General features: G+C 39.3%; 19 protein-coding genes. 13 read left to right on the top strand and 6 right to left on the bottom strand.

Annotation, left to right across the window (positions count from 1 at the left end; genetic code table 11):
• Positions 1-38: 38 nt before the first annotated feature.
• The 3 genes from nrdA to ubiG form a co-directional block, all read right to left on the bottom strand.
• Positions 39-2,321, bottom strand: a complete 2,283-nt coding sequence (gene nrdA, locus QL995_RS12270) for a class 1a ribonucleoside-diphosphate reductase subunit alpha (RefSeq protein WP_010552863.1) — start codon at positions 2,319-2,321, stop codon at positions 39-41.
• Positions 2,322-2,729: 408 nt separating this feature from the next.
• A complete protein-coding gene (locus tag QL995_RS12265; protein WP_290294267.1) occupies positions 2,730-3,410 on the bottom strand; it encodes an HAD-IA family hydrolase in 681 nt (226 codons plus the stop codon).
• Positions 3,410-4,120, bottom strand: coding sequence for a bifunctional 2-polyprenyl-6-hydroxyphenol methylase/3-demethylubiquinol 3-O-methyltransferase UbiG (gene ubiG, locus QL995_RS12260; RefSeq protein ID WP_008171708.1), 711 nt, complete (start codon positions 4,118-4,120; stop codon positions 3,410-3,412). Before ubiG ends, QL995_RS12265 begins: the two co-directional genes overlap by 1 nt.
• 176 nt (positions 4,121-4,296) lie before the next feature.
• On the opposite strand from ubiG, the gene gyrA reads away from it, so the two are divergent.
• From gyrA to QL995_RS12210, 10 genes are all read left to right on the top strand, one after another.
• Positions 4,297-6,996, top strand: a complete 2,700-nt coding sequence (gene gyrA / locus QL995_RS12255) for a DNA topoisomerase (ATP-hydrolyzing) subunit A (protein ID WP_007583046.1) — start codon at positions 4,297-4,299, stop codon at positions 6,994-6,996.
• A 321-nt stretch (positions 6,997-7,317) separates the two neighbouring features.
• Positions 7,318-8,400: a 3-phosphoserine/phosphohydroxythreonine transaminase gene (gene serC / locus QL995_RS12250; RefSeq protein WP_010552860.1), complete on the top strand. Its 1,083-nt coding sequence runs from the start codon at positions 7,318-7,320 to the stop codon at positions 8,398-8,400.
• Positions 8,400-9,677, top strand: a complete 1,278-nt coding sequence (gene aroA / locus QL995_RS12245; RefSeq protein WP_024590150.1) for a 3-phosphoshikimate 1-carboxyvinyltransferase — start codon at positions 8,400-8,402, stop codon at positions 9,675-9,677. Before serC ends, aroA begins: the two co-directional genes overlap by 1 nt.
• A gap of 106 nt (positions 9,678-9,783) precedes the next feature.
• Positions 9,784-10,494: a (d)CMP kinase gene (cmk, locus tag QL995_RS12240; RefSeq protein WP_007583052.1), complete on the top strand. Its 711-nt coding sequence runs from the start codon at positions 9,784-9,786 to the stop codon at positions 10,492-10,494.
• A 95-nt stretch (positions 10,495-10,589) separates the two neighbouring features.
• Positions 10,590-12,257 (top strand): 30S ribosomal protein S1, encoded by a 1,668-nt coding sequence (rpsA, locus tag QL995_RS12235; RefSeq protein ID WP_002961176.1) that lies wholly within the window; start codon positions 10,590-10,592, stop codon positions 12,255-12,257.
• 67 nt (positions 12,258-12,324) lie between these two features.
• Positions 12,325-12,612 (top strand): integration host factor subunit beta, encoded by a 288-nt coding sequence (ihfB, locus tag QL995_RS12230; protein ID WP_007583054.1) that lies wholly within the window; start codon positions 12,325-12,327, stop codon positions 12,610-12,612.
• Positions 12,613-12,633: 21 nt separating this feature from the next.
• Positions 12,634-12,915 (top strand): LapA family protein, encoded by a 282-nt coding sequence (locus QL995_RS12225; protein WP_007583056.1) that lies wholly within the window; start codon positions 12,634-12,636, stop codon positions 12,913-12,915.
• Between the two features lie 2 nt (positions 12,916-12,917).
• The gene (gene lapB / locus QL995_RS12220) at positions 12,918-14,054 is read left to right on the top strand and encodes a lipopolysaccharide assembly protein LapB (protein WP_010552858.1); all 1,137 of its coding nucleotides are present in this window, start codon (positions 12,918-12,920) and stop codon (positions 14,052-14,054) included.
• Positions 14,055-14,405: 351 nt separating this feature from the next.
• Complete coding sequence (pyrF, locus tag QL995_RS12215; protein WP_165725806.1) at positions 14,406-15,110, top strand: orotidine-5'-phosphate decarboxylase; 705 nt, start codon at positions 14,406-14,408, stop codon at positions 15,108-15,110.
• Positions 15,111-15,203: 93 nt separating this feature from the next.
• On the top strand, positions 15,204-15,578 hold the full coding sequence (locus QL995_RS12210; protein ID WP_007583062.1) for a hypothetical protein: 375 nt from the start codon (positions 15,204-15,206) through the stop codon (positions 15,576-15,578).
• Between the two features lie 43 nt (positions 15,579-15,621).
• On the opposite strand, the gene QL995_RS12205 is transcribed toward QL995_RS12210, so the two are convergent.
• Both QL995_RS12205 and QL995_RS12200 read right to left on the bottom strand, forming a co-directional pair.
• Entirely contained in the window at positions 15,622-16,455 is an 834-nt protein-coding gene (locus QL995_RS12205) for a S1-like domain-containing RNA-binding protein (protein WP_024590152.1), read from the bottom strand.
• Between the two features lie 2 nt (positions 16,456-16,457).
• Positions 16,458-17,786 (bottom strand): DEAD/DEAH box helicase, encoded by a 1,329-nt coding sequence (locus tag QL995_RS12200; protein WP_007583068.1) that lies wholly within the window; start codon positions 17,784-17,786, stop codon positions 16,458-16,460.
• Positions 17,787-17,994: 208 nt separating this feature from the next.
• On the opposite strand from QL995_RS12200, the gene QL995_RS12195 reads away from it, so the two are divergent.
• The 3 genes from QL995_RS12195 (at position 17,995) to QL995_RS12185 (ending at position 21,760) form a co-directional block, all read left to right on the top strand.
• Positions 17,995-19,002 carry a rhodanese-related sulfurtransferase gene (locus QL995_RS12195; protein ID WP_007583069.1) on the top strand — a complete coding sequence of 336 codons (1,008 nt, stop codon included), beginning with the start codon at positions 17,995-17,997 and terminating at the stop codon, positions 19,000-19,002.
• Positions 19,003-19,150: 148 nt separating this feature from the next.
• Positions 19,151-21,046 (top strand): DUF294 nucleotidyltransferase-like domain-containing protein, encoded by a 1,896-nt coding sequence (locus QL995_RS12190; protein ID WP_007583071.1) that lies wholly within the window; start codon positions 19,151-19,153, stop codon positions 21,044-21,046.
• A gap of 3 nt (positions 21,047-21,049) precedes the next feature.
• The gene (locus tag QL995_RS12185) at positions 21,050-21,760 is read left to right on the top strand and encodes a 3'-5' exonuclease (RefSeq protein ID WP_290294265.1); all 711 of its coding nucleotides are present in this window, start codon (positions 21,050-21,052) and stop codon (positions 21,758-21,760) included.
• Between the two features lie 243 nt (positions 21,761-22,003).
• On the opposite strand, the gene QL995_RS12180 is transcribed toward QL995_RS12185, so the two are convergent.
• On the bottom strand, positions 22,004-23,584 hold the full coding sequence (locus QL995_RS12180; protein ID WP_007583074.1) for a BCCT family transporter: 1,581 nt from the start codon (positions 23,582-23,584) through the stop codon (positions 22,004-22,006).
• Positions 23,585-23,661 lie beyond the last annotated feature (77 nt).

Genomic DNA, 23,661 nt, shown 5'->3' with positions numbered 1-23,661 from the left:
AAGCGGGCTTAATGCCCGCTTAAAATAAAAATCAGCAGTTATATTTTACACGCGCCGCCTTCACAATCATCATCTTCCACTTCTGGAGTATCTTCTTGCATATCTGAGGCACCATCACGAGTATTGTGGTAGTACAAGGTTTTAACACCTAGTTTGTACGCGCTTAGTAAGTCTTTTAATAAGACTTGCATAGGTACTTTACCGCCTTCGAACTTGTTTGGATCATAATTTGTATTTGCAGAAATTGTTTGGTCTACAAATTTTTGCATTATACCAACAAGCTGCAAGTAACCATCGTTTGATGGAATGTCCCACAGTAGCTCGTATTGATCTTTTAAACGCTCATACTCAGGAACAACTTGCTTTAAAATACCGTCTTTACTTGCTTTAACGCTAATATGTCCACGTGGTGGTTCAATACCATTTGTTGCATTAGAGATTTGCGACGATGTTTCTGATGGCATTAACGCACTTAGTGTTGAGTTACGCATACCGTGCTCTTTAATATTTGCACGCAGTGTATCCCAATCAAGATGAAGTGGCTCATCACAAATTTTATCTAAATCACGTTTGTACGTATCTGTTGGCATAATGCCTTGTGAATACGTTGTTTCGTTAAACTTAGGACAGGCACCACGCTCTTTAGCAAGCTCGTTTGATGCTTTCATCAAGTAGTATTGAATCGCTTCAAATGTTTTATGAGTCAGTGCATTTGCGCTGCCATCTGAATAACGCTTACCGTTTTTAGCTAGGTAGTATGCGTAGTTAATCACGCCTATACCTAACGTTCGACGACCCATAGTTGCATTTTTAGCAGCCGGTACTGGGTAGTCTTGGAAATCAAGTAAGTTATCAAGTGCGCGTACTGCAAGTTCAGCTAGCTCTTCAAGCTCATCAAGTGATTCTATTGCACCTAAGTTAAACGCAGAGAGTGTACAAAGGGCAATTTCGCCTTCTTCGTCATTTACGTTATTAAGTGGCTTAGTTGGCAATGCAATTTCTAAACATAAGTTAGATTGGCGAATAGGCGCAACTTTAGCAATGAACGGGCTATGTGTATTACAGTGGTCCACATTTTGTAAATAAATACGACCTGTACTTGCACGCTCTTGCGCAAACATAGAGAAAAGCTCAATCGCTTTAATGCGTTTTTTACGAATCGATTCGTCTTGTTCGTATTTTACGTAAAGCGCGTCAAACTCAGCTTGGTCTTCAAAAAATGCATCGTAAAGACCAGGCACATCTGATGGGCTAAATAACGTAATGTAGTCGTCTTTAATTAAACGAGAGTACATTAGTTTATTAAACTGTACGCCGTAATCTAGGTGGCGAACGCGGTTATCGTCTACACCACGGTTATTTTTAAGTACAAGTAGGTTCTCTACTTCTAAATGCCAAAGCGGGTAGAACAATGTTGCAGCGCCGCCACGTACACCACCTTGCGAACAACTTTTAACAGCTGTTTGAAAGTGCTTATAAAAAGGAATACAACCTGTGTGGTACGCTTCGCCGTTACGAATATGGCTACCTAGCGCACGAATTCGACCAGCATTAATACCAATACCTGCGCGTTGTGAAACGTATTTAACAATAGCTGACGACGTTGCATTGATTGAATCAAGGCTGTCGCCACATTCAATTAATACACACGAGCTAAACTGGCGAGTAGGTGTACGTACACCCGACATAATTGGCGTTGGTAGAGATATTTTAAATAACGATACTGCGTCGTAAAAGCGCTTAATGTAAGAAACGCGTGTTTCACGTGGGTAGTCAGAGAATAAGCTCGCTGCTACTAAAATATATAAAAACTGTGCACTTTCGTAGATTTCACCCGATACACGGTTTTGAACGAGATACTTACCTTCAAGCTGTTTTACAGCCGCGTAGCTAAAGTTAAGATCGCGAGAATGATCAAGATATGCATCAAGCTCGTCTAATTCTTGCTCTGTGTAATCTACTAATAAGTGAGCATCGTAGCGTTTATCGCCAACCATTTTTGTTACGTGGTCAAATAAACGTGGTGGCTCAAATTGACCGTACGCTTTTTTACGTAAATGGAATACAGCTAAACGTGCAGCTAAGTATTGATAATCAGGCGATTCTTTTGAAATCTGATCCGCTGCTGCTTTAATGATGGTTTCGTGAATGTCTTTAGTACGAATACCGTCGTAAAACTGAATGTGCGATTTTAATTCAACTTGCGAAACCGAAACGTTGCTTAAACCTTCGGCGGCCCATTCAATAACGCGATGGATCTTATCCAGATCAAGAGGCTCTTTGCGCCCGTCACGTTTGCTTACAGATAACTGTTGGTTCATTTGCCTGTATTCCTTGGGAATTATGTATTTTGACCAATGCTTTATGCCTCGCCGAAGCAAGGTACATACTCATTTATTATAGGTTTCACCGTATTGGCGAATTTAATTGAATAACATTTGGCCACAATATCTGGTGTTGTTCAATTTAGAGATCACAAGATAGTGTGGTCTGAGTTGTTTTGCAAGGGACATAATTGCCCCTGTTTGTGGATAACTTTGGGATAACGCATTTGTGTTAGTAGACACTCACCTTCGAACAATCATTTAAGTTGAAATATGCAAAAATCAACTAATGATCTGCTAAATTTACTCATTTTAAAAATAAATTTTGACTGCTTTTTTTATCAGCAAGCTTTGTGTGAAAACTAACACAATCACAATATATAGTGTTTAATAATTAACATAGCACTATATATGGTTAAAACCATCAATTGGGCTTAGCCAGTTAAAATTGGCTTCCCAAGCTATCGCTTCATCTTTACTTGGGATGTAACCCCAAAGTGCCGTTGCGGTATGCATACCTGCTGCTTTGCCTGCTTGTATGTCACGCTGTGCATCACCAATGTATAAACAACGGCTTGGTTCTACCTGCATAAACTTTGCACAGTGTAGCAGTGGTAGAGGTGATGGCTTAGCTTCAGCTAATGTGTCGCCACTTATTACTACACTGGCATTTTTTAATGCGGGAATAGCTGCCACTAAAGGATCGGTTAAAAACCCTGGTTTATTAGTCATGATCCCCCATTTGATCTTTTTCTGATCAAGGGCGATAAGTAACGATTCAACTCCGCTGAAGCAACGTGTGTGATTTGCTATGTTTGTGGCGTACTCGTCAACTAATTGCTTTATAAGCTCGCTTTGGGGTTGTTTAGCCCATAATTCTTTAAAACCAGCCTCTAATAATGCGCCTGCGCCGTTAGATGCCGCAGGACGGTATATATCACTACTAACAGGTTCTATTTTATTGCTAATAAGGACTGCGTTTAAAGCGGCACCTAAATCATCAGCGGTGTCGAGTAGGGTGCCGTCTAAATCAAATAAAAATGCATCGTATTCAATAAGGGGTCGGGGGGCTTGAGAGTTAGCCATTAAGCTAACTTCTCAAAATAAAGTATGTAATTTACGCTAACGTCACTATTGAGCGTATATTGCTTTGATAGTGGGTTATAAGAAAGCCCTGTACTTGCACGAACTTTTAAACCGGCTTGCTCTGCCCATGCAATAAGCTGTGCAGGCTTTATAAACTTTTTATGGTCGTGTGTACCTTCAGGCACCATTTTTAAGAGTTTTTCAGCGCCAACAATCGCGTATAAATATGCTTTAGGTGTTTTGTTCAGGGTTGAAAAAAACACGTCCGCGCCTGGTTTGGCAAGTGCAGCTACAGCATGAATGATAGATGCTGGGTCGGGAACGTGCTCAAGCATTTCCATACACGTTATTACATCAAAGCGCTCAGGGTACTGTGTTGCAAACTCTTCTGCAGGCACTTTTATATAATCTACATTTACGCCAGTTTCTAAACTGTGCAACTTAGCAACGGTTAGAGGCTCTTGGCCCATATCGATGCCAGTTACTTTTGCACCCATACGCGCCATGCTTTGGCTTAAAATACCGCCGCCACAGCCAACGTCGAGTGTTTCTTTATCGAATAAGCCTTGCGTTTTGTTTGCTATAAAGTCTAAACGTAACGGGTTAATTTCGTGAAGAGGTTTGAATTCTCCGTCTAGGTCCCACCAACGCTCAGCGATGGCTTCAAATTTTGCTATTTCTGCGTGATCTACATTTTGATGTTCGGTCATAAAATACTTCCTCGTCAATCTGAGGCCATTATATAGGGCTAAATTGATAAATCGCAAAGTTTTGCGCCTGTAAATTAAAATTAATTGTGATAGCATGGCTGTTAGAAATAATAACAATACTCTTAATACCCAATACCGGGTTGTTGAGAGCTGATACTGAAGGAATGTGATATCAAATGACTGATCTCGCCAATGAAATTCTGCCAGTCAATATTGAAGACGAGTTAAAAAACTCCTACTTAGATTACGCAATGAGCGTAATAGTAGGACGTGCATTACCAGACGTACGTGACGGCTTAAAACCTGTTCATCGCCGCGTTTTGTTTGCAATGAACGAGCTTAGTAATGACTGGAACAAGCCTTACAAAAAATCGGCCCGTGTGGTCGGTGACGTAATCGGTAAATACCATCCACACGGCGACAGTGCAGTTTATGATACGATAGTTCGTATGGCTCAGCCATTCTCACTACGTTATATGCTTGTAGATGGCCAAGGTAACTTCGGTTCGGTTGATGGTGATTCAGCAGCGGCAATGCGTTATACAGAAGTACGTATGGCAAAAATGTCGCATGAGTTATTAGCCGATCTTGAAAAAGAAACGGTTGATTTCGTTCCTAACTACGACGGCACTGAGTTCATCCCTGACGTGTTACCTACGAAAGTCCCTAATTTATTAGTGAATGGTTCGTCGGGTATTGCAGTAGGTATGGCTACAAATATACCACCACATAACTTAACTGAAGTTGTGAACGGTTGTTTGGCACTTATTCAAAATCCTGATTTAACTATTTTAGAGTTAATGGATTATATTCCTGGTCCTGATTTCCCAACGGCTGCAATTATCAACGGTAAAAAAGGCATTGAACAAGCCTATTTAACTGGCCGTGGTAAAGTGTACATGCGTGCACGCGCCGACGTCGAAACCGATGAAAAAACAGGCCGTGAAACAATTATCGTTCACGAAATTCCTTATCAAGTTAATAAAGCCCGTTTAATTGAAAAAATTGCTGAGCTTGTTAAAGATAAGAAAATTGAAGGTATTAGTGCACTACGTGATGAATCAGATAAAGACGGTATGCGTATCGTTATTGAAATTAAACGTGGTGACGTAGGCGAAGTTATTTTAAATAACTTGTATTCACAAACTCAGTTACAAACTGTGTTTGGTATGAATATGGTTGCATTAATTAACAACCAACCTAAGTGTTTTAATCTAAAAGAAATGCTTGAAGAGTTTATTATTCACCGCCGTGAAGTAGTAACTCGTCGTACCGTGTTTGATTTACGCAAAGCGCGTGACCGTGCTCATACGCTTGAAGGTTTAGCAATTGCGCTTGCAAACATTGACCCAATTATCGAGCTTATTCGTAAATCACCTACACCTGCTGAAGCTAAAATTGCTTTAACTGCACGTCCGTGGGAATTAGGTCATGTACAAGGTATGCTTGAAAAAGCAGGCGAAGATAATGTAGCCCGTCCAGATTGGCTTGCTGATGATTTAGGTATTCGCGACGGTCAGTACTATATTTCTGAGCAACAAGCTCAAGCAATTCTAGATTTGCGTTTACACAAGCTGACTGGTCTTGAACACGAAAAAATCTTAACTGAATATCAAGCGTTGTTAGAGTTAATTGCTGAGCTACTTTATATTTTGGCAACACCTGAGCGTTTAATGGAAGTTATTCGTGACGAACTAGTTGAAATTAAAGCGCAGTATGGCGACGAACGTCGTACCGAGATTAATGCAGCGGCTCACGATATCAGCCTTGAAGACTTAATTACCGAAGAAAACGTTGTTGTAACGCTTTCTCACGAAGGGTATGTGAAGTATCAGGCATTGTCTGATTACGAAGCACAGCGTCGTGGTGGTAAAGGTAAGTCAGCAACGAAGATGAAAGATGAAGATTTCATTGAACGTCTGTTAGTTGCAAATACACACGATACTATTTTATGTTTCTCTACGGCCGGTCGTTTATATTGGCTTAAAGTGTATCAGTTACCACTAGCAAGTCGTGCAGCGCGCGGTAAGCCAATTGTTAACTTGTTACCACTTGAAGCTGATGAACGTATTACTGCTATATTGCCAGTACGCGAGTACGCAGAAGATAAATATATCTTTATGGCAACTGCATTCGGTACAGTTAAGAAAACACCATTAACGGCTTACAGTCGTCAACGTGCAAGCGGTATTATTGCTGTTAACTTAAATGATGGCGATAGCTTGATTGGTGTTGATATTACCGATGGTAGCAACGAAATTATGTTGTTCACTGATGCAGGTAAAGTTGTACGCTTCAAAGAAGCTGAAGAAACAACAGTTGTTGATGAAAACGGCAACCCAGTATTAGACGAAGAAGGTAACCCTGAGATTCGCTTCAAAGGTGTTCGCCCAATGGGTCGTACTGCTACAGGTGTTCGTGGTATTAAAATGCCAGACGAGCAACGCGTAGTATCGTTAATTGTACCAAAAACTGACGGTGCCATTCTAACGGTAACTGAAAATGGTTACGGTAAGCGTACACAACTTGAAGATTACCCATCTAAGAGCCGTGCAACACAAGGTGTTGTATCAATTAAGGTGAGTGAACGTAACGGTGCTGTTGTTGGTGCTGTGCAAGTTGATGACAACGATGAAATAATGATTATTTCGAATCGTGGTACCTTAGTACGAACTCGCGTTAATGAAGTTTCAACGGTTGGACGTAACACACAAGGTGTTATTTTGATCAGAACTATTGACGGAGAGCAAGTAGTTGGTTTACAACGTATAGAAGAGATTGAAGTTACAGAAAGTGACTTAATTGATATTGAAGACGTTGAAACAGTAGATACGGTTATTGATGAAGTAGCGGATGATAATCCTCCTTCAGAATAATTTATATTGAAAAAGCGGCCTTGGCCGCTTTTTTTAATGTTGTTGAAAAAAATTAATAGGGTGTGAAATTATACTCATACCAATTCGCTTAATTAAGAGATCTATTTTGAGGGTGGAAAAACGTGTTGATAGCTAGGCAAAAAATTCGCTATTTAGTTGTTCTAAATGAGAATTTTTTAACGCAAGTAGCGACACGTTTAGCCCCGCAAAATGATTAAGTATTATTGCGGATTGGTATTATTCATTAAATTTTAAAGGTTTAGCGGATTGGTATTAAATGTTCATGCTTAGTAGTTAAATTACTGGAATGAGGCAAAGGTAATGAGTAAATATAATTTTTGTGCGGGGCCAGCTATGCTTCCGCAAGCGGTTATGAAAAAAGCGCAAAAAGAGTTTCTAGATTGGCAAGACCTAGGTGTGTCTGTGATGGAGATTAGCCATCGTAGTAAAGAGTTTTTAGCGCTTACAGCTAAATGTGAAGCTAGCCTTCGTCGCCTAATGAATATTAGTGATGAATTTGAAGTGCTGTTTATGCATGGTGGTGGTCGTGGCCAGTTTAGTGCTGTGCCATTAAACTTACACCAAGAAGGCAAAACAGCGTTTTATTGCGAGAATGGCGTATGGTCGAAAAGCGCCAGAGATGAAGCGAATAAGTTTACTCAAACGTCTTTTACGGATGTCCGTAATGATGCTGATGGTGAGTTTTCAATTAAAGACGTTGCTGACTGGGAATTACCAGAAGACGCTGCGTACATCCACTATTGCCCTAATGAAACTGTCGATGGCTTAGAGATTTTTGATGTACCAAGCCACCCAACAGCTCCGATTATTGCTGATATGTCTTCAACTATTTTATCGCGTGAGATAGACGTTAATAAATTTGATTTGATTTACGCTGGTGCGCAAAAAAATATCGGTCCATCAGGCATATCAATTGTTATTGTTCGTAAAACATTACTTGAGCGCGAAGGTTTGCCAAAGCCCGGTATTTTAGATTACGCACTTGAAGCAAAGCAGGGCAGTATGTTTAATACCCCACCTACCTTTGCTTGGTATTTAGCGGCTGAAGTGTTTGAATGGCTTGAAAGCAATGGTGGGGTAAAAGCCATGGAAGCACAAAATATTGCTAAAGCAAATTTACTGTATGATTTTATCGATAACTCAGATTTTTATTCAAATATAGTCGCTAAACATTGCCGCTCACGCATGAATGTTCCATTTTGGTTAAACGATGAAAGCTTAAATAGCAAATTTGTTGCTCAATCAAACGAGGCCGGTTTACTTGCACTTGAAGGTCACAGAATTGTGGGCGGTATGCGCGCAAGTATTTATAACGCTATGCCTCTTGAAGGTGTTCAAGCACTTGTAGATTTTATGGCTGCATTTGCAAAGGAGCACAGCTAATGGAGCAGCTCCGTTTAGAACCTATTTCTAAAGTAAATGGCACGGTAACCCTACCAGGTTCAAAGAGTCTATCGAACAGAATTTTATTATTAGCAGCACTGGCAAACGGTACCACCGTTGTAGAAAACTTACTTGATAGTGACGATATACGCCATATGCTGGGTGCTTTAAAGTTATTAGGTGTTAATGTAACTTTAAATGATGAACACACTGTAGCGACCGTAGAGGGAGTTGGTGGTGTGTTTAATACACCTACTGAGCCCTTGTTTTTAGGTAATGCAGGTACTGCTTACAGACCTTTAACGGCTGTACTTGCTGCCGTTGCTGGTGAGTATGAGCTAATTGGCGAGCCACGTATGGAAGAGCGTCCGATAGGTCACTTAGTTGATGCTCTACAAGCGCTTGGTGGTGATGTTACTTATACAAAACACAAAGACTATCCACCACTTAAAATTGTAGGTGGTCAAATAAAAGGTGGTGAGGTTGAAATTGACGGTAGTATTTCAAGTCAATTTTTAACGGCTCTATTAATGGCAGCGCCATTATTTAGCGGTGATACAACGATAACGATTAAAGGTACTTTAGTATCTAAACCTTATATTGATATTACGCTTGATGTAATGGCACGTTTTGGTGTTAATGTTGAACACAGTGATTATGCAACTTTTAAAGTTAAAGGTGGTCAACAGTATCAATCACTCGAACGAATTATGGTTGAAGGCGATGCATCTTCTGCTTCTTACTTTGTTGCTGCGGCTGCAATTGCTGGCGGCGAGATTGAAATTAAAGGCGTGGGTGCTAAATCAGTTCAAGGTGATATAGGCTTTGCTAAAGTAATGGAGCAAGTAGGCGCGAAAATCGATTGGTATGATGAGCGTTTAGTTGTTCGCAAAGGCGAATTAAAAGGCGTAGATATTGACGCTAATGCAATTCCTGATGCTGCTATGACCCTTGCAACTGTTGCTCTTTTCGCTAAAGGCCCAACTGCCATTCGTAACATTTATAACTGGCGAGTAAAAGAAACAGACCGTTTATATGCGATGGCAACTGAGCTTAGAAAAGTAGGTGCAGAAGTGGTAGAAGGGCATGACTTTATAGAAATTACACCGCCTAAACACTTCAACGATGTAGCAATAGACACTTACGACGATCACCGTATAGCCATGTGTTTTGCAATGGTTGCCGTTGGTGGAAAGCCAATAACGATTAATGATCCAAAGTGTACCTATAAAACATTTCCTACATTTTTCAATGTTTTAGCGTCAGTCAGTGAATAAGCTAATTAGAAGTAATTACAAAAGTTACACACTAATAGCAGATATATTTTAATAACTGACGTATAATGTCGCGGTTTATTTAGGTGTGCATTGCAGGAGGTTTTAAATGCAGGCGTTATTAATGCCCGTGATCACCGTTGATGGCCCAAGTGGTTCAGGTAAAGGAACTGTTTGTCGCTTGTTAGCCGACAAGTTAGGGTGGGATGTATTAGATAGCGGTGCGATTTATCGCGTTTTATCTTTAGCTGCACTTCATCACCAAATTGCATTAGACAATGAAGAAGGGCTTGTCCCTCTTGCTGCAAATTTAGATGTGCAGTTTTTGGTAGATAGCCAAACTAATGCAGGAAAAGTTATTTTAGAAGGCGAAGATGTAACCACTACTATTCGTAATGAAGAAGTAGGTGCTGCAGCATCAAAAGTTGCAGCATTACCTCGCGTTCGTGAAGCGTTATTACGTCGCCAGCGTGCATTTCGCACTGAAAACGGCTTAATTGCCGATGGCCGTGATATGGGCACTGTGGTTTTTCAAGATGCGCCGTTAAAAATATATTTAACAGCAAGTGCAGAAGAGCGTGCTCGTAGACGCTTTGTTGAGTTGAATACGCGCGGTCTTGATGTTACACTAAGTGGTCTATTACAGGACATTCAAGCTCGTGACGAGCGCGATATGAATCGTGCCGTTGCTCCGCTTGTACCTGCAGATGATGCTATTGAGCTTGATACTAGCGAGCTCAATGCACAGCAAGTGTTTGATAAGGTAATAACTTTATTGGATATTGCAATCTCTGAAGGTAAGCTTCCTAAACGAAGCTAAACACATTTTATGCGCCAGCAGGATGCCAGTGCTATTTTAACAACCCCATGCAGCATGGTTGCTTATTGGTATTAATATATGAGACGTATATTCGTATGTCAGAAAATTTTGCGCAGTTATTTGAAGAAAGCTTAAAGGGTTTTGAAGCAGAGCAAGGCTCTATCGTTAAAGGTACAGTAATCTCTATCGAGAATAACATTGTACTTGTAGATGCTGGTCTTAAATCAGAAAGTGCTATCCCTGCAGAGCAGTTCAAAAATGCTGCTGGTGAACTTGAAGTTGCTGTAGGCGACGAAGTAGATGTTGCACTAGATGCAATTGAAGACGGTTTCGGTGAAACTATTCTTTCTCGTGAGAAAGCTAAGCGTCACGAAGCATGGATCCGTCTTGAGAAAGCATGTGAAGAGCAAGAGACTGTTACTGGTGTTATCAACGGTAAAGTTAAAGGCGGTTTCACAGTTGAAGTTGATTCAATCCGTGCTTTCCTACCTGGTTCACTTGTTGATGTTCGTCCAGTACGTGACACAACTCACCTTGAAGGCAAAGAGCTTGAATTTAAAGTAATCAAGCTTGACCAAAAACGTAACAACGTTGTTGTTTCACGTCGTGCAGTTATCGAATCTGAAAACTCACAAGAACGTGAAGAGCTTCTTGCTAACCTTGTTGAAGGCCAAGAAGTTAAAGGTATCGTTAAGAACCTTACTGACTACGGTGCATTCGTTGACCTTGGTGGTGTTGATGGTCTACTACACATTACTGATATGGCTTGGAAGCGTGTTAAGCACCCTTCAGAAATCGTTAATGTTGGCGACGAAATCGCAGTTAAAGTTCTAAAATTCGACAAAGATAAAACTCGTGTATCTCTAGGCCTTAAACAGCTTGGTGAAGATCCATGGGCAGCTATCGCTGGTCGTTACCCAGAAGGTTCTAAACTTTCTGGTCGTGTTACTAACCTTACAGATTACGGCTGTTTCGTGGAAATCGAAGAAGGCGTTGAAGGTTTAGTACACGTTTCTGAAATGGATTGGACTAACAAAAACATCCATCCTTCAAAAGTTGTTAGCTTAGGCGACACTGTTGAAGTTATGGTTTTAGAAATTGACGAAGAACGTCGTCGTATTTCTCTTGGTCTTAAGCAATGTATTGCTAATCCTTGGCAGGAATTTGCTCGTCTACAAAACAAAGGCGATCAAGTTACTGGTAAGATCAAATCAATCACTGACTTCGGTATCTTTATCGGTCTTGACGGTGGTATTGACGGTCTTGTACACCTTTCAGACATTTCTTGGAATACACCTGGCGAAGAAGCTGTACGTGAATTCAAGAAAGGCGACGAAATCACTGCTATCGTATTGCAAGTTGACCCAGAGCGTGAACGTATCTCTCTAGGTGTTAAGCAAATCGAAGCTGACCCATTCAATAACTACCTTGATGCAAACAAAAAAGGTGCTATTGTTAAAGGTAAAGTGACTGAAGTTGATGCGAAAGGCGCAACTGTTGAACTTATCGAAGGCGTTGAAGGTTACATCCGTGTAGCTGATATCGCTCAAGAACGCGTTGAAGATGCAACTACTGTTGTTTCTGTAGGCGACGAGATTGAAGTTAAATACGTTGGTGTTGATCGTAAGAACCGCACTTTAAGCTTATCTGTAAAAGCTCTTTTCGAAGCAGAAGAGAAAGAAGTACTAGAGAAGCTTAAGAAAGAAGAGCCAGTGTTTGAAAACGCAATGGCAGCTGCTTTCGCAAATGCACAAAAAGACTAATATATAATTAGTTTTTAGTTGGAAGGGCATTTTTTGCCCTTCCTATATCTCTTTTTAAGGAAACGCTATGACTAAGTCAGAACTGATAGAAACACTTGCGGAACAACACGCACACGTTCCAGTGAAAGATGTTGAGAATGCTGTAAAAGAAATTCTTGAACAAATGGCCGGCTCATTATCTACTTCAGATCGTATTGAGATCAGAGGTTTTGGTAGTTTCTCTTTGCATTTCCGCGCTCCTCGCACAGGTCGTAATCCTAAGACTGGCGATACAGTTGAGCTTGAAGGAAAGCATGTACCTCATTTTAAACCAGGCAAAGAATTACGCGACCGCGTAAATGAAAGTATTGCCTAGTTAACTTAGTGGAGTAGTTACTTGTTCAAGGTATTAAAAATTATTCTGGTTGCGCTATGCCTCATCAGTGCATTTGTATTAGGGTCACAAAACCCACAGTTAGTACAAATAAATTATATTATAGCCAGTAATACACTACCTTTAGCTGTAATAATAAGTATCTGCTTTTTATTAGGTGTTTTAGTGGGTTGTTTTATTAGCTTTAAATTGTTTTCACAATTAAAGTGGCAAAACTACCGCTTAAAAAAGCAATTAGCGCCTGAAAAAGATAAAAAAAAGCTTGCCGCGAATAAAGACACCTAACTATGATTGAGCTTTTGTTTTTACTATTACCTGTTGCCGCCGGTTACGGCTGGATTATGGGTAAAAACAGTGCTAAAAACCAAGCTCATCAACTAAATCGTCAGATCACTTCTGAATACAGCAAAGGCTTAAAGTTTCTACTCGACAGAGAAGAAGACCAAGGCTTAGAGCACTTGATTAATTTGCTTGAAGTTTCAGCTGACTCTGTTGAACACTATTCTACACTTGCCACCATGTTTCGCCGTAGAGGTGAATTAGACCGCGCAATTAAAATTCATGAACTTCTATTAAAACACCCAGGCTTAAATGAACAACAAGCTGCAACTAGCCGTTTAGAACTTGCCGAAGATTATATAATGGCTGGTCTACTAGATAGTGCAGAAGAGCACTTAGTTTGGTTAGTTAAGGCTGGCCATGTAGAAGCGCTAGACCCTATTATTACTTTATATTCGCAAACCCGTGAATGGGAAAAAGGCATCAACATGTTTGAAGCCCACAGCGAACTATTTTCAAAAGAACAACAATTTAAAGCGATTGCTAATTTTTATTGTGAATCAGCTTTAAGTGATAACACACCCCAACTAATGAGAAAAGCGATTAGCTTAAATTATAAAGCCGTACGTCCGCTTTACGAGTTAGGATTAGTTGCTTACGCGAAAGAAGATTACGTTAAAGCTATTTATTACTGGCGTGAGCTTGTATCACAATTCACTTTGTTTGCGCCGTTGTTTATTGATGAGCTAGCTCACAGCTATAAACAATTAAATTTAACGCATCAATTTCATGAATTAGTCAGTGACTTGTTAGAAAAGGGCGGTGTATTAATTAAAATAAAACATTGCCAAGCATTGCTTGAGCAAGGACACACTAAACAAGCCTTTGAATTTCTAACTGATAGCTTAAAACGTCAACCTACTATTCGTGGTTTCAGTTTTTTACTGCAATTAATGGGTGACCAAAATAAAAATACTAAAGAAGTACTTAATGAAATTGATAAGCTTGTAACCTCTTATATTGCTACAAAACCTGATTTCCAATGTCAGCATTGCGGTTTTACAAGCTACACCATATATTGGAATTGCCCTTCTTGTAAGCATTGGGAAACCATTGTTCCAAGTCGAGGCTTAGACGGATTTTAATAACCCCTTAAATAATATCGGATTTAACTATGATAATTTTAGCAAATTAAACTGAGAGTTTACTGGGTTGGAATCTTTTGATGTTGTGTCTATATAAATTTCTCTACACCTTCTCTCAAATTACCAGCTAGCACTATTGCATTAAATCTACTTATACAATTACTTTATATCAATTCGCTTAATTAAGTGGTCTGTTTTGAGGTAAGAAAATTGTGTCGATAACAAGGCAAAAAATTTCGTAATATTATTGTTCTATATAAGAAATTTTTAACGCAGTTAGCGTCAGATTTGGTCCTCAAATTGATTAAGTATTATTGCGGATTGGTATTATAGCCATACATTAGGATAGTCATGTCTTTCGAACACTCAAAAAAAATTCTTATAGCATTAGATTACGATGATCAAGAGGTTGCTTTAAACTTTGTTAAACAACTTTCTCCTGATACATGTCGTCTTAAAGTAGGCAAAGAGATGTTTACTTATTTTGGACCTGCATTTGTTAAAGAGTTAATTGATTTAGGTTTTGATGTTTTTCTAGATTTAAAATTTCATGACATCCCTAATACAGTAGCTAAAGCTGTTACTGCAGCTGCGAAAATGGGTGTGTGGATGGTAAACGTTCATGCTTCTGGTGGTTTTGAAATGATGAGCAAAGCTAAATCGGCTCTAGAACAATTTGGCGATAAAGCGCCATTACTTATCGCGGTTACTGTATTAACAAGCATGGATGAAACAGAACTAAAGCGTTTAGGCGTTGATAAATCTGCTCAAGAGCAAGTTATATATTTAGCTAAGCTTGCAAAGGAAGCAGGGCTTGATGGCGTTGTGTGTTCTGCACAAGAAGCAAAAGCTTTAAAAGCAGAGTTAGGTGAGAACTTTAAACTTGTAACACCAGGTATACGTCCTGAAGGCAGTGATGCTGGCGATCAAAAGCGTATTATGACTCCTAAGCAAGCAATAGATGCAGGAAGTGATTATTTAGTTATAGGCCGACCTATTACTCAGGCGGATGATCCCGTAAAAGTGCTTAGTGATGTTAATAGGTCTATAGAATAATTTAACAAAAAGCAGCAATATAGTGCTAAAAGCCCTTACCTCATGTGTATTTTATGTTACATTATTAGGATTGAAATGTAGTAGGGGTTTGTTTTGAAGTTATTATTAGGTTTTATAATTATTATTGTTGCGGGTTTTTCAGTAAATAAAAATCTTTTTTCTAATAAAGCATATGATGATGTTACATCAGTAACAGATATAATCACGAATTACCCTGTCAATATGTTCGATTTTAAACAAACAATGCAAGATTATGCACACCACCTGTGTTACAAAAATGAGGATACACTTACATCTCAGCATATAACAGTAACTGATTGCATATCTAAGCTTGATGATAAAAAAATAGAATGCGAAAAGAAGGTTTTTCGCTTGGCACCGCTTAACCTAGAGTCAAAAGGTGAAGTGCTTGATTATTCAAGGCAATATACGCAATGTACATTGCCTTATAAGTATATTTTAGGTTAATTACAAACAGATAATATTAGTAATTACAGCCTATTATTTATAATTAGGATCTTAAGCGAATGGATTTCGCTTCAATATCTATCAACTCTTGTTTGAATAATCCACCAATTGCTTTTTTATAGTTAGCTTTACTAGTAGAAAACATCTTTTTTATTGCTTCAGGTTCAGATTTATCACCTAATGGGATAACACCACCTTCATTTTTTAGTTTTTGCATAATAGTTTCACCAAGGTCACTTACTTTTCCCATACCTGGTTTTTCTAATACAACATCAATTTTTCCATCTTCACGTACTTTTTGAATGAAGCCTTTAAGCTTTTGACCCACAAATAAGCTTTTAAATACCATATTATAAAAAACAACACCGAAATGCGATTCTTCAATTAATACCTTGTAGCCAATATCTGTTTTGCCAGCAACAATTAAATCCACTTCTTGTAAGTGAGTATATTGCGGCTCATCTTTAGATAGGAAGCGATTAAAGTTGTTTGATGCACAAATACGTTGGCTTGCATTATCAAGGTACAAACGAACTAAATATGAGTGACCTTCTTGCATGCGTGGTTTTTGTTCGTTAAACGGGGTTAGTACATCTTTCTCAAGACCCCAATCTAAAAATGCACCAATACTATTAATTTCTTTAACGCGAAGCAGGGCATATTCACCTACTTGTGCGTGTGGCTTTTTAGTTGTGGCAGTTGCTAAGTTAGCGTTGTCTAAAAAGATAAATACACTAATGCTATCGCCCGCTTCAAGCTCATGTTTAATTTCTTGTTTTGGTAAAAACACTTCACCTAAATCATGACCGTCTAAGTAAGCACCTTCGTTACTCACTTCTTTTACAAATAATGTTTGTGTGGTTCCTAGGTAACTCATAATTATTCCTGCTCAGTCTTTTTTTTACGGCGCATTGGTGTATCGCCATCAATGTTCATTGGTGCTTTAATTGGTGCTGTTGGCTTTTTAGGTTTGGCTTTGCGTTTAAATACAGGCTTTTTAACAGCGGCGGATTTTTCTTTAGATTTATCCCATGTTGCCTCAGGCTTTTTCTCTTTTAAACCTTTAAACTTAGCTTTTAAGCCCTCTACGCTCGCAAATTTTAACTCATCATTTAAAAATGCTTTAATAGCTAAGTAACTTGCCCAATCTTTTGGGCCAACTAATGAAATTGCGTTACCTTTAAAGCCAGCTCGTCCTGTACGACCTATGCGGTGTACATACTCTTCAGCGTGTTTTGGTAAATCAAAGTTAATAACATGCGTTACACTTAGTAAATCTAAACCACGAGATGCAACATCGGTGGTGATTAATATTTTAAAGTTTTCGCGACTAAACGAATCCATTATATCTAAACGTTTATTTTGTGTTAAATCACCAGCAAGCGCTACAGACTTGAAGCCTTTGGCATTAAGCGCTTCACTCAAGCGACTCGTGTCAGAACGTGTTGCTGTGAAGATAATACATTGACCAACATCATCTTGATTCAAAAAGTGCTCTAATAGCGCTTCTTTATGATCAAGGTGATCGGCTAGATATAAAGTTTGTTTAATATCGCTATGTTGCTCGTTCGCTGCACTTAGCGTAATTTGCTTTGGTTTTTTTAATAGGTTACGTGATAGAGCATCTACTTGTGCATGGTCAAGTGTTGCAGAAAACAATAACGTTTGACGTAAACGGTGATTAGCTTGCTCGTTAATCATTTTTAACTGCTCGGTAAAGCCTAAATCTAAAATACGATCGGCTTCATCAAAAATAAGCAGTTCTAGTCCACTCAATTGTAATGAACGTTTTGTAATGTGATCAGCTAAACGCCCTGGTGTAGCAACTACGAATTGTGGGTCGTTTCTAAGTGCTTTTATTTGGTCATTAAAGTTTTCACCACCAAGTATTTTTACGGCCTTAATGGCTGTGCCTGCAATTAATAAACGCAGCTGAGTAAATACTTGCGTAGCAAGCTCACGAGTAGGAGCAACAATAAGTACACGAGGATCGCGTTTACTGAGTGCTTTTTGTTTCATAACCCTTTGTACAGCAGGTAATAAAAACGCCAAGGTTTTGCCCGACCCAGTTTTAGACTGAGCGAAAATGTCATGCCCTGCAAGTGCGGTAGGCACTGCATGCGCTTGAATATCGGTGGGCTGGGTGATCCCTTGATGTGCTAGTTGTGTTTCAAGGCGTGTATCAATCCCAAGATCAGTAAACTGCAATGTGTGTTTCTCCAAAATGAGCAAATTAAGTCTATAAATTTATCAGCGCATTATAGCTTACACAGATAGGTCGCTAACAGTAAAAACCAATCTATAGCGCTATTTTTTGCAATTAAACTAAAAAAGCGTAAAATACGCGCCCCATATGCGCCGGATTTACGATTCGGTAAACGCCAATACTGGCTAACAAGGCAAAATAGGAAATATAATGACTGTTGTTCATAAAGATAATGTAACGGGCGATCACTTTGTAGTATGTGCGCTGTATAAATTTGTTGGTTTACCTGAATTTGAAGCTATCCGTAAGCCGTTGCTTGAAGTGATGGAAGCAAATGAAGTACGCGGTACTTTACTACTCGCTGCCGAAGGTATAAACGGCACTGTTTCTGCAAAACGTGAAGGGATAGACAACTTATTAGCATGGCTTGATGAGCAACCAAATTTAAAAAACATTGTAACAAAAGAATCTTACGATGATGAATGCCCGTTTTACCGCACTAAAGTAAAACTAAAAAAAGAAATTGTAACGATGGGCGTTGAAGGCGTAGATCCGCTTAAAGTTGTGGGTAGCTATGTAAAGCCAAATGAGTGGAACGCACTTATATCTGATCCAGAAGTAATTTTAATTGATACACGTAATGATTACGAAATTGAAATTGGTACATTTCAAAATGCAGTCGATCCAAATACTAAAACTTTTCGCGAATTTCCACAGTGGGCTAAAGAAAACTTAGACCCTGAAAAACATAAAAAAGTAGCGATGTTTTGTACCGGTGGTATCCGTTGCGAAAAATCGACGGCCTACATGAAAGAGCAAGGTTTTGATGAAGTTTATCATCTTGAAGGCGGCATTTTAAAATATCTAGAAGAAGTGCCAAAAGAAGAAACCATGTGGGAAGGCGAATGTTTTGTATTTGATAATCGCGTTGCGGTTGATCACGACTTACAAAAAGGCTCTTATGATCAATGCCACGCGTGCCGTATGCCAATTACAGAAGACGAAAAGTTAAAGCCTGAATACATGGAAGGTGTATCTTGTCACCATTGTATTGAAGAAGTGACAGACGAGCAGCGGACACGTTTTGCGGAGCGCCAAAAGCAAATAGAATTAGCGCAAGCCCGTGGCGAAGGCCATATTGGTAATGAGGCACAAGCTGTTTTACAGCAACGTAAAGAAGCCAAAAAAGCCCAAAAAGACGCTCAGCGCGGTAAATAAATTTTTACAATAAGTATTACATTTAAAGAGTCTATTTAGGCTCTTTTTTTGTGCCCAAAATTGTGCAGTAATTGTTTTCACACTCCGATGATAGTGTTAATCTGCAAAACATATTTAGTCATTTTAATGCGCATACAGGAAGGGATTTATGCAAGCCGAACAAGTTGAAATCGCACAATTTTTAGCACAACATCCTCCTTTTGATGACTTACCTCAAAAAGCGCTTAATGAGCTAGCTCAACAAGTAGAAGTTGCTTATTTTAGAGCAAAAACAGACATTTTAAGTTTTGGACAAGACATATCTGATTTGTATGTGATTAGAAGTGGTTCTGTAGAAATGTATCGCCGAAATGGTGAGCTATACAATCGTTTGGCCATTGCAGGAATATTTGGTCAAATGGGTTTATTGATGAACCGTAAGGTGCGTTTTCCTGCAACTGCTCTTGAAGATACGTTAGTTTATTGTATAAATGTCGAGCTATTTAATCGTTACTGTGATGAGTTTGATGCGTTTGCTGATTACTTTGAAACAGATGGTAACGTGCGTTTACATCAAGCTATTGTTGAACAAGCCGATGGCAATGACCTTACAACCGCTAAAGTAAAATCATTAATTCACAGAGATGTAGTCACCGTAGATGCAACATCTACAATACAAGATATCGCTAAATTAATGACCGAAGAGGCGGTATCGTCAGTTTTGGTAACCGATGTAAATAAACCAATAAACGACGATCCTGAGGAAGATGATGGACAAGTCGTTGGCATAATAACCGATAGGGATTTACGCTCAAAAGTAGTGGCTAAAGGGCTTGATTTTAACACACAAGCAAAAGAGATTATGTCTACTAACTTAGTGCTTTTAGATGCTAATGACTATATTTTTGAAGCGGTACTGGCCATGCTCAGAGATAATCTCCATCATTTACCCGTAGTACAAAAAAGACGCCCTATAGGAGTTATCTCCCTCTCTGATATTTTACGTTACGAATCGCAAAGCAGCTTATTACTTGTACGCGGCATACTTGCTCAACAAACAATTGAGGATTTAGCGCATTATGCACGCCAATTACCCAATGTTTTTGTGCGTATGGTTAACGAAGATGCAAATTCACACATGATTGGTACTGCCATGGCCGTTATCGGACGTACTTTTAAACAAAGATTACTTGTATTAGCTGAAGAAAAGTTTGGTCCACCTCCCGTTCCTTATTGTTTTATTGCACTGGGCTCCATGGCTCGCGACGAGCAACTTATTGTAACTGATCAAGATAACGCACTAATTTTAGATGACAGTTACGACGATGAAAAACATAACGCGTACTTTCAAAATATTGCCGATTTTGTGTGTGATGGCTTAGCGCAGTGTGGTTACACCTACTGTGATGGAGAAATAATGGCGTCGTTTAAAAAATGGCGTAAAACTCGCTCAGAGTGGTTCGATCAATTTGCTGATTGGATAGCCCAGCCAAAACCACAAGCACTGCTTAATAGCTCTATATTTTTTGATTTAGACGGTGTGTGGGGCAAAACCAAGTGGGCCGACGAGCTTAAAATATTTATAGCGAAACAAAGTAAAGTGAATCGTATATTTCTAGCAAATATGGCAGCAAATGCTCGAAATAGGACACCACCTCTTGGCTTTTTTAAAGGCTTTGTTATGGAGCATAACGGCCAACATAAGCGTTCAATGAACTTAAAACGAAGAGGTACTGCACCACTTTCTGATGTTATACGTGTACACGCATTAGCTATTGGTTCGCGTAAACAAAACTCGTTTGAGCGATTAGAAGATATTATTGAAGCTAAGCTATTACCGCAGGGTAAAGCGCAAGATTTACGTGATTCACTTGAGTATATTGCCATGATGCGAATTCGCCATCAAGCGTGGCAAATAGAGAAGGGCGAAGAGCCTGATAACGACTTAGACCCACATTTACTGTCTCCTTTTGAACAGCGAAACTTGAAAGAGGCATTCGCTATTTTAGAAAAAGCACAAAGCTATTTAAAATTTAGCTACACAGCAAATTCTGGTGTGAAGTAGCCTATGAATCAGCGTAATTACAAAGCAGTTGATTGGCAAACTAGATACAACGAGCTTGCCAACAACACCGAAAATAAACTTCTAAAACACTTTTATGCAGGTGCTTATAACCAAGATAAAGCCGCTGTAGAAGATGTGCCTTTTGTAGCAATGGACTTTGAAACAACAGGTTTAAATAGCCAGAACGACGATATAGTGAGTGTTGGCTTAGTGCCGTTTAATTTAAAGCGTATTTATTGCAAACACAGTCGGCATTGGGTTGTTCAACCAAGACGTAACCTGCATGAAGAATCTATTTTAATCCATGGAATAACGCACTCTGAGGTGGATGATGCCCCTGACTTTAACCGAATTATTGAACCTTTACTTGAAGCGCTAAGTGGCAAAGTTGTCGTGGTGCATTACGCTGCAATAGAGCGCCATTTTTTAAATAATGCGTTATTACTGAGGCTTAAAGAAGGTATTGAGTTTGCACTTGTTGATACAATGGAGCTAGAAAAAAGAGCACTAAAAGCAAGGCAGGGAGTATTAGGTCGATTGTTTAACACAAAACTTGGATCGCTCAGATTAACAGATTGCCGCGAGCGATACTCATTACCTCCATATAATAACCATAATGCTTTAACGGATGCGCTTGCTACAGCTGAGCTCCTACAAGCGCAACTGAGTCATCATTACCGTGTAGATACTCCAATTTCAGAGTTGTGGGTATAATACTAATACGCAATAATGCTTTAATGATTTTAGGGGTTAAACCTGACGCTAGCTGCGTTAAAAATCTCTCATTTAGAATAACTAAATAACGAAATTTTTGCCTTACTATCGATACGATTTTCCTGCCACAAAATAGATCACTTTATTAAGCAAATTGGTATGATTTTAAATAGTTAAACAAAAAAGCGCCGCAAAAATTGCGGCGCTTTTGTTACTAAGTAAAAGTGTTACTTACTCAAAGTATTATTTAATTGAGCGAGGCTCAGTTCGTAAACCTAAAACTAAGCTTAAACACATAAATAACAATACAATAGTGAAAGGTAATCCTGCTGATACAGAGCCAGCTTGAAGTGCTTGAATCGCTTCAGTCCCGCCTATCCAAAGTAATGCAGCGGCTACCGCACCTTGAGTCACAGCCCAAAAAATACGCTGTGGTACTGGAGCATCAATTTTGCCACCGGCAGTGATTGAATCAATTACCAAAGAACCAGAGTCCGATGAAGTAATAAAGAAAACCAATACTAAAATAATTGCTACAAATGATAAAATGTTCGCCATAGGTAATGCATCAAACATTTGGAACATAGCTAAAGGTACTTCAGTTAGGCCATTAGCACCTAGTTCACCTACACCGTTGATTACTTGATCAATTGCAATTCCGCCGTATATAGACATCCATAAAATAGTAACAGCAGTAGGAACAAGCAATACCGCAATTAAGAATTCACGAATTGTACGACCACGTGATACACGCGCGATAAACATACCTACGAACGGTGACCAAGAAATCCACCATGCCCAATAAGATACAGTCCACCCGTGCATCCAAGTTTCATCTTCACGACCATGAGGATTACTTAGTGGGATGATATTTTCTATATACCCCATAACAGTAGTCGGGATATTACCTACAGAAACAGCAAAGCCTACTAAAAAAACAAAGATAAGCAAAACTAAGGCGATTAGCATATTGGCATTACTAAGTACTTTAACGCCGCCATCAATCCCACGAATTACTGAAACAATAGCTAAAAGTGAAACACCTATAATGACTAAAATTTGTGAACCAACTCCGCCTGAGGTACCAAATACATGGTCTATACCTGCAGAAGCTTGCTGTGCCCCAAGTCCTAAAGAAGTAGCAAGACCAAACAGGGTTGCAAGCACGGCTAAAATATCGATAAGGTGACCTGGCCAGCCCCATGCTCTATCACCTAAAATAGGATAAAAGATAGAACGAATAGACAGTGGTAAGCCTTTATTATAAGTAAAAAATGCAAGCGAAAGCCCTACAACGGCATAAATAGCCCAAGGGTGAAGGCCCCAGTGAAACATAGTCGCACCCATTGCTACTTTTGCCGCCTCGGGTGTATTAGGTGTTACATTCAGTGGTGTTTCAAACCAGCCTGTATAATAAGCAAGTGGTTCAGCAACGCCCCAAAACATTAAGCCAATACCCATTCCCGCAGCAAATAACATAGCTAACCATGAGATACGTGAGTGAGTCGGTTTAGCATCATCACCACCTAAACGAATGTTACCGTAAGGTGAAACAATAAGCGCTAAACAAAAAACAACGAAAAAATTAGCAGCCCACATAAATAAGGCGTCAAAGTTATTGATAATATCTGTTTTTATACCATCAAGAGCAGATTTAGCCGTTTGTGGATCGGTAACAAGAATGGCGATTAAAAAAATGACAATCAGTCCGGCACTTATGCCGAAAACAGAGTTATGTATATCAAGCCCCCATTTTTGTACGTTGTCTTGACCTACAGTGTAGTCTGTACTGTCAATACTATATTTGTCATGATTTTCCTTCATGCAATACCTCTTTAGTTGTCCTAACAAGCCAAAATAAATTCGGCGTCATATCGAATTACATTAGCCTTTAAATATTA

It is taken from the genome of Pseudoalteromonas sp. APC 3358, from assembly GCF_030408075.1.
GTDB lineage: Bacteria > Pseudomonadota > Gammaproteobacteria > Enterobacterales > Alteromonadaceae > Pseudoalteromonas > Pseudoalteromonas arctica.
The sequence above is the reverse complement of the archived record's forward strand: the minus strand, read 5'-3'. Positions and strand labels throughout refer to the sequence as shown.

Coding starts and splice junctions, on each gene's coding strand:
- nrdA (WP_010552863.1), bottom strand. CDS start 2,321: ATGAACCAACAGTTATCTGTAAGCAAACGTGACGGGCGCAAAGAGCCT.
- QL995_RS12265 (WP_290294267.1), bottom strand. CDS start 3,410: ATGGCTAACTCTCAAGCCCCCCGACCCCTTATTGAATACGATGCATTT.
- ubiG (WP_008171708.1), bottom strand. CDS start 4,120: ATGACCGAACATCAAAATGTAGATCACGCAGAAATAGCAAAATTTGAA.
- gyrA (WP_007583046.1), top strand. CDS start 4,297: ATGACTGATCTCGCCAATGAAATTCTGCCAGTCAATATTGAAGACGAG.
- serC (WP_010552860.1), top strand. CDS start 7,318: ATGAGTAAATATAATTTTTGTGCGGGGCCAGCTATGCTTCCGCAAGCG.
- aroA (WP_024590150.1), top strand. CDS start 8,400: ATGGAGCAGCTCCGTTTAGAACCTATTTCTAAAGTAAATGGCACGGTA.
- cmk (WP_007583052.1), top strand. CDS start 9,784: ATGCAGGCGTTATTAATGCCCGTGATCACCGTTGATGGCCCAAGTGGT.
- rpsA (WP_002961176.1), top strand. CDS start 10,590: ATGTCAGAAAATTTTGCGCAGTTATTTGAAGAAAGCTTAAAGGGTTTT.
- ihfB (WP_007583054.1), top strand. CDS start 12,325: ATGACTAAGTCAGAACTGATAGAAACACTTGCGGAACAACACGCACAC.
- lapB (WP_010552858.1), top strand. CDS start 12,918: ATGATTGAGCTTTTGTTTTTACTATTACCTGTTGCCGCCGGTTACGGC.
- pyrF (WP_165725806.1), top strand. CDS start 14,406: ATGTCTTTCGAACACTCAAAAAAAATTCTTATAGCATTAGATTACGAT.
- QL995_RS12205 (WP_024590152.1), bottom strand. CDS start 16,455: ATGAGTTACCTAGGAACCACACAAACATTATTTGTAAAAGAAGTGAGT.
- QL995_RS12195 (WP_007583069.1), top strand. CDS start 17,995: ATGACTGTTGTTCATAAAGATAATGTAACGGGCGATCACTTTGTAGTA.
- QL995_RS12190 (WP_007583071.1), top strand. CDS start 19,151: ATGCAAGCCGAACAAGTTGAAATCGCACAATTTTTAGCACAACATCCT.
- QL995_RS12185 (WP_290294265.1), top strand. CDS start 21,050: ATGAATCAGCGTAATTACAAAGCAGTTGATTGGCAAACTAGATACAAC.
- QL995_RS12180 (WP_007583074.1), bottom strand. CDS start 23,584: ATGAAGGAAAATCATGACAAATATAGTATTGACAGTACAGACTACACT.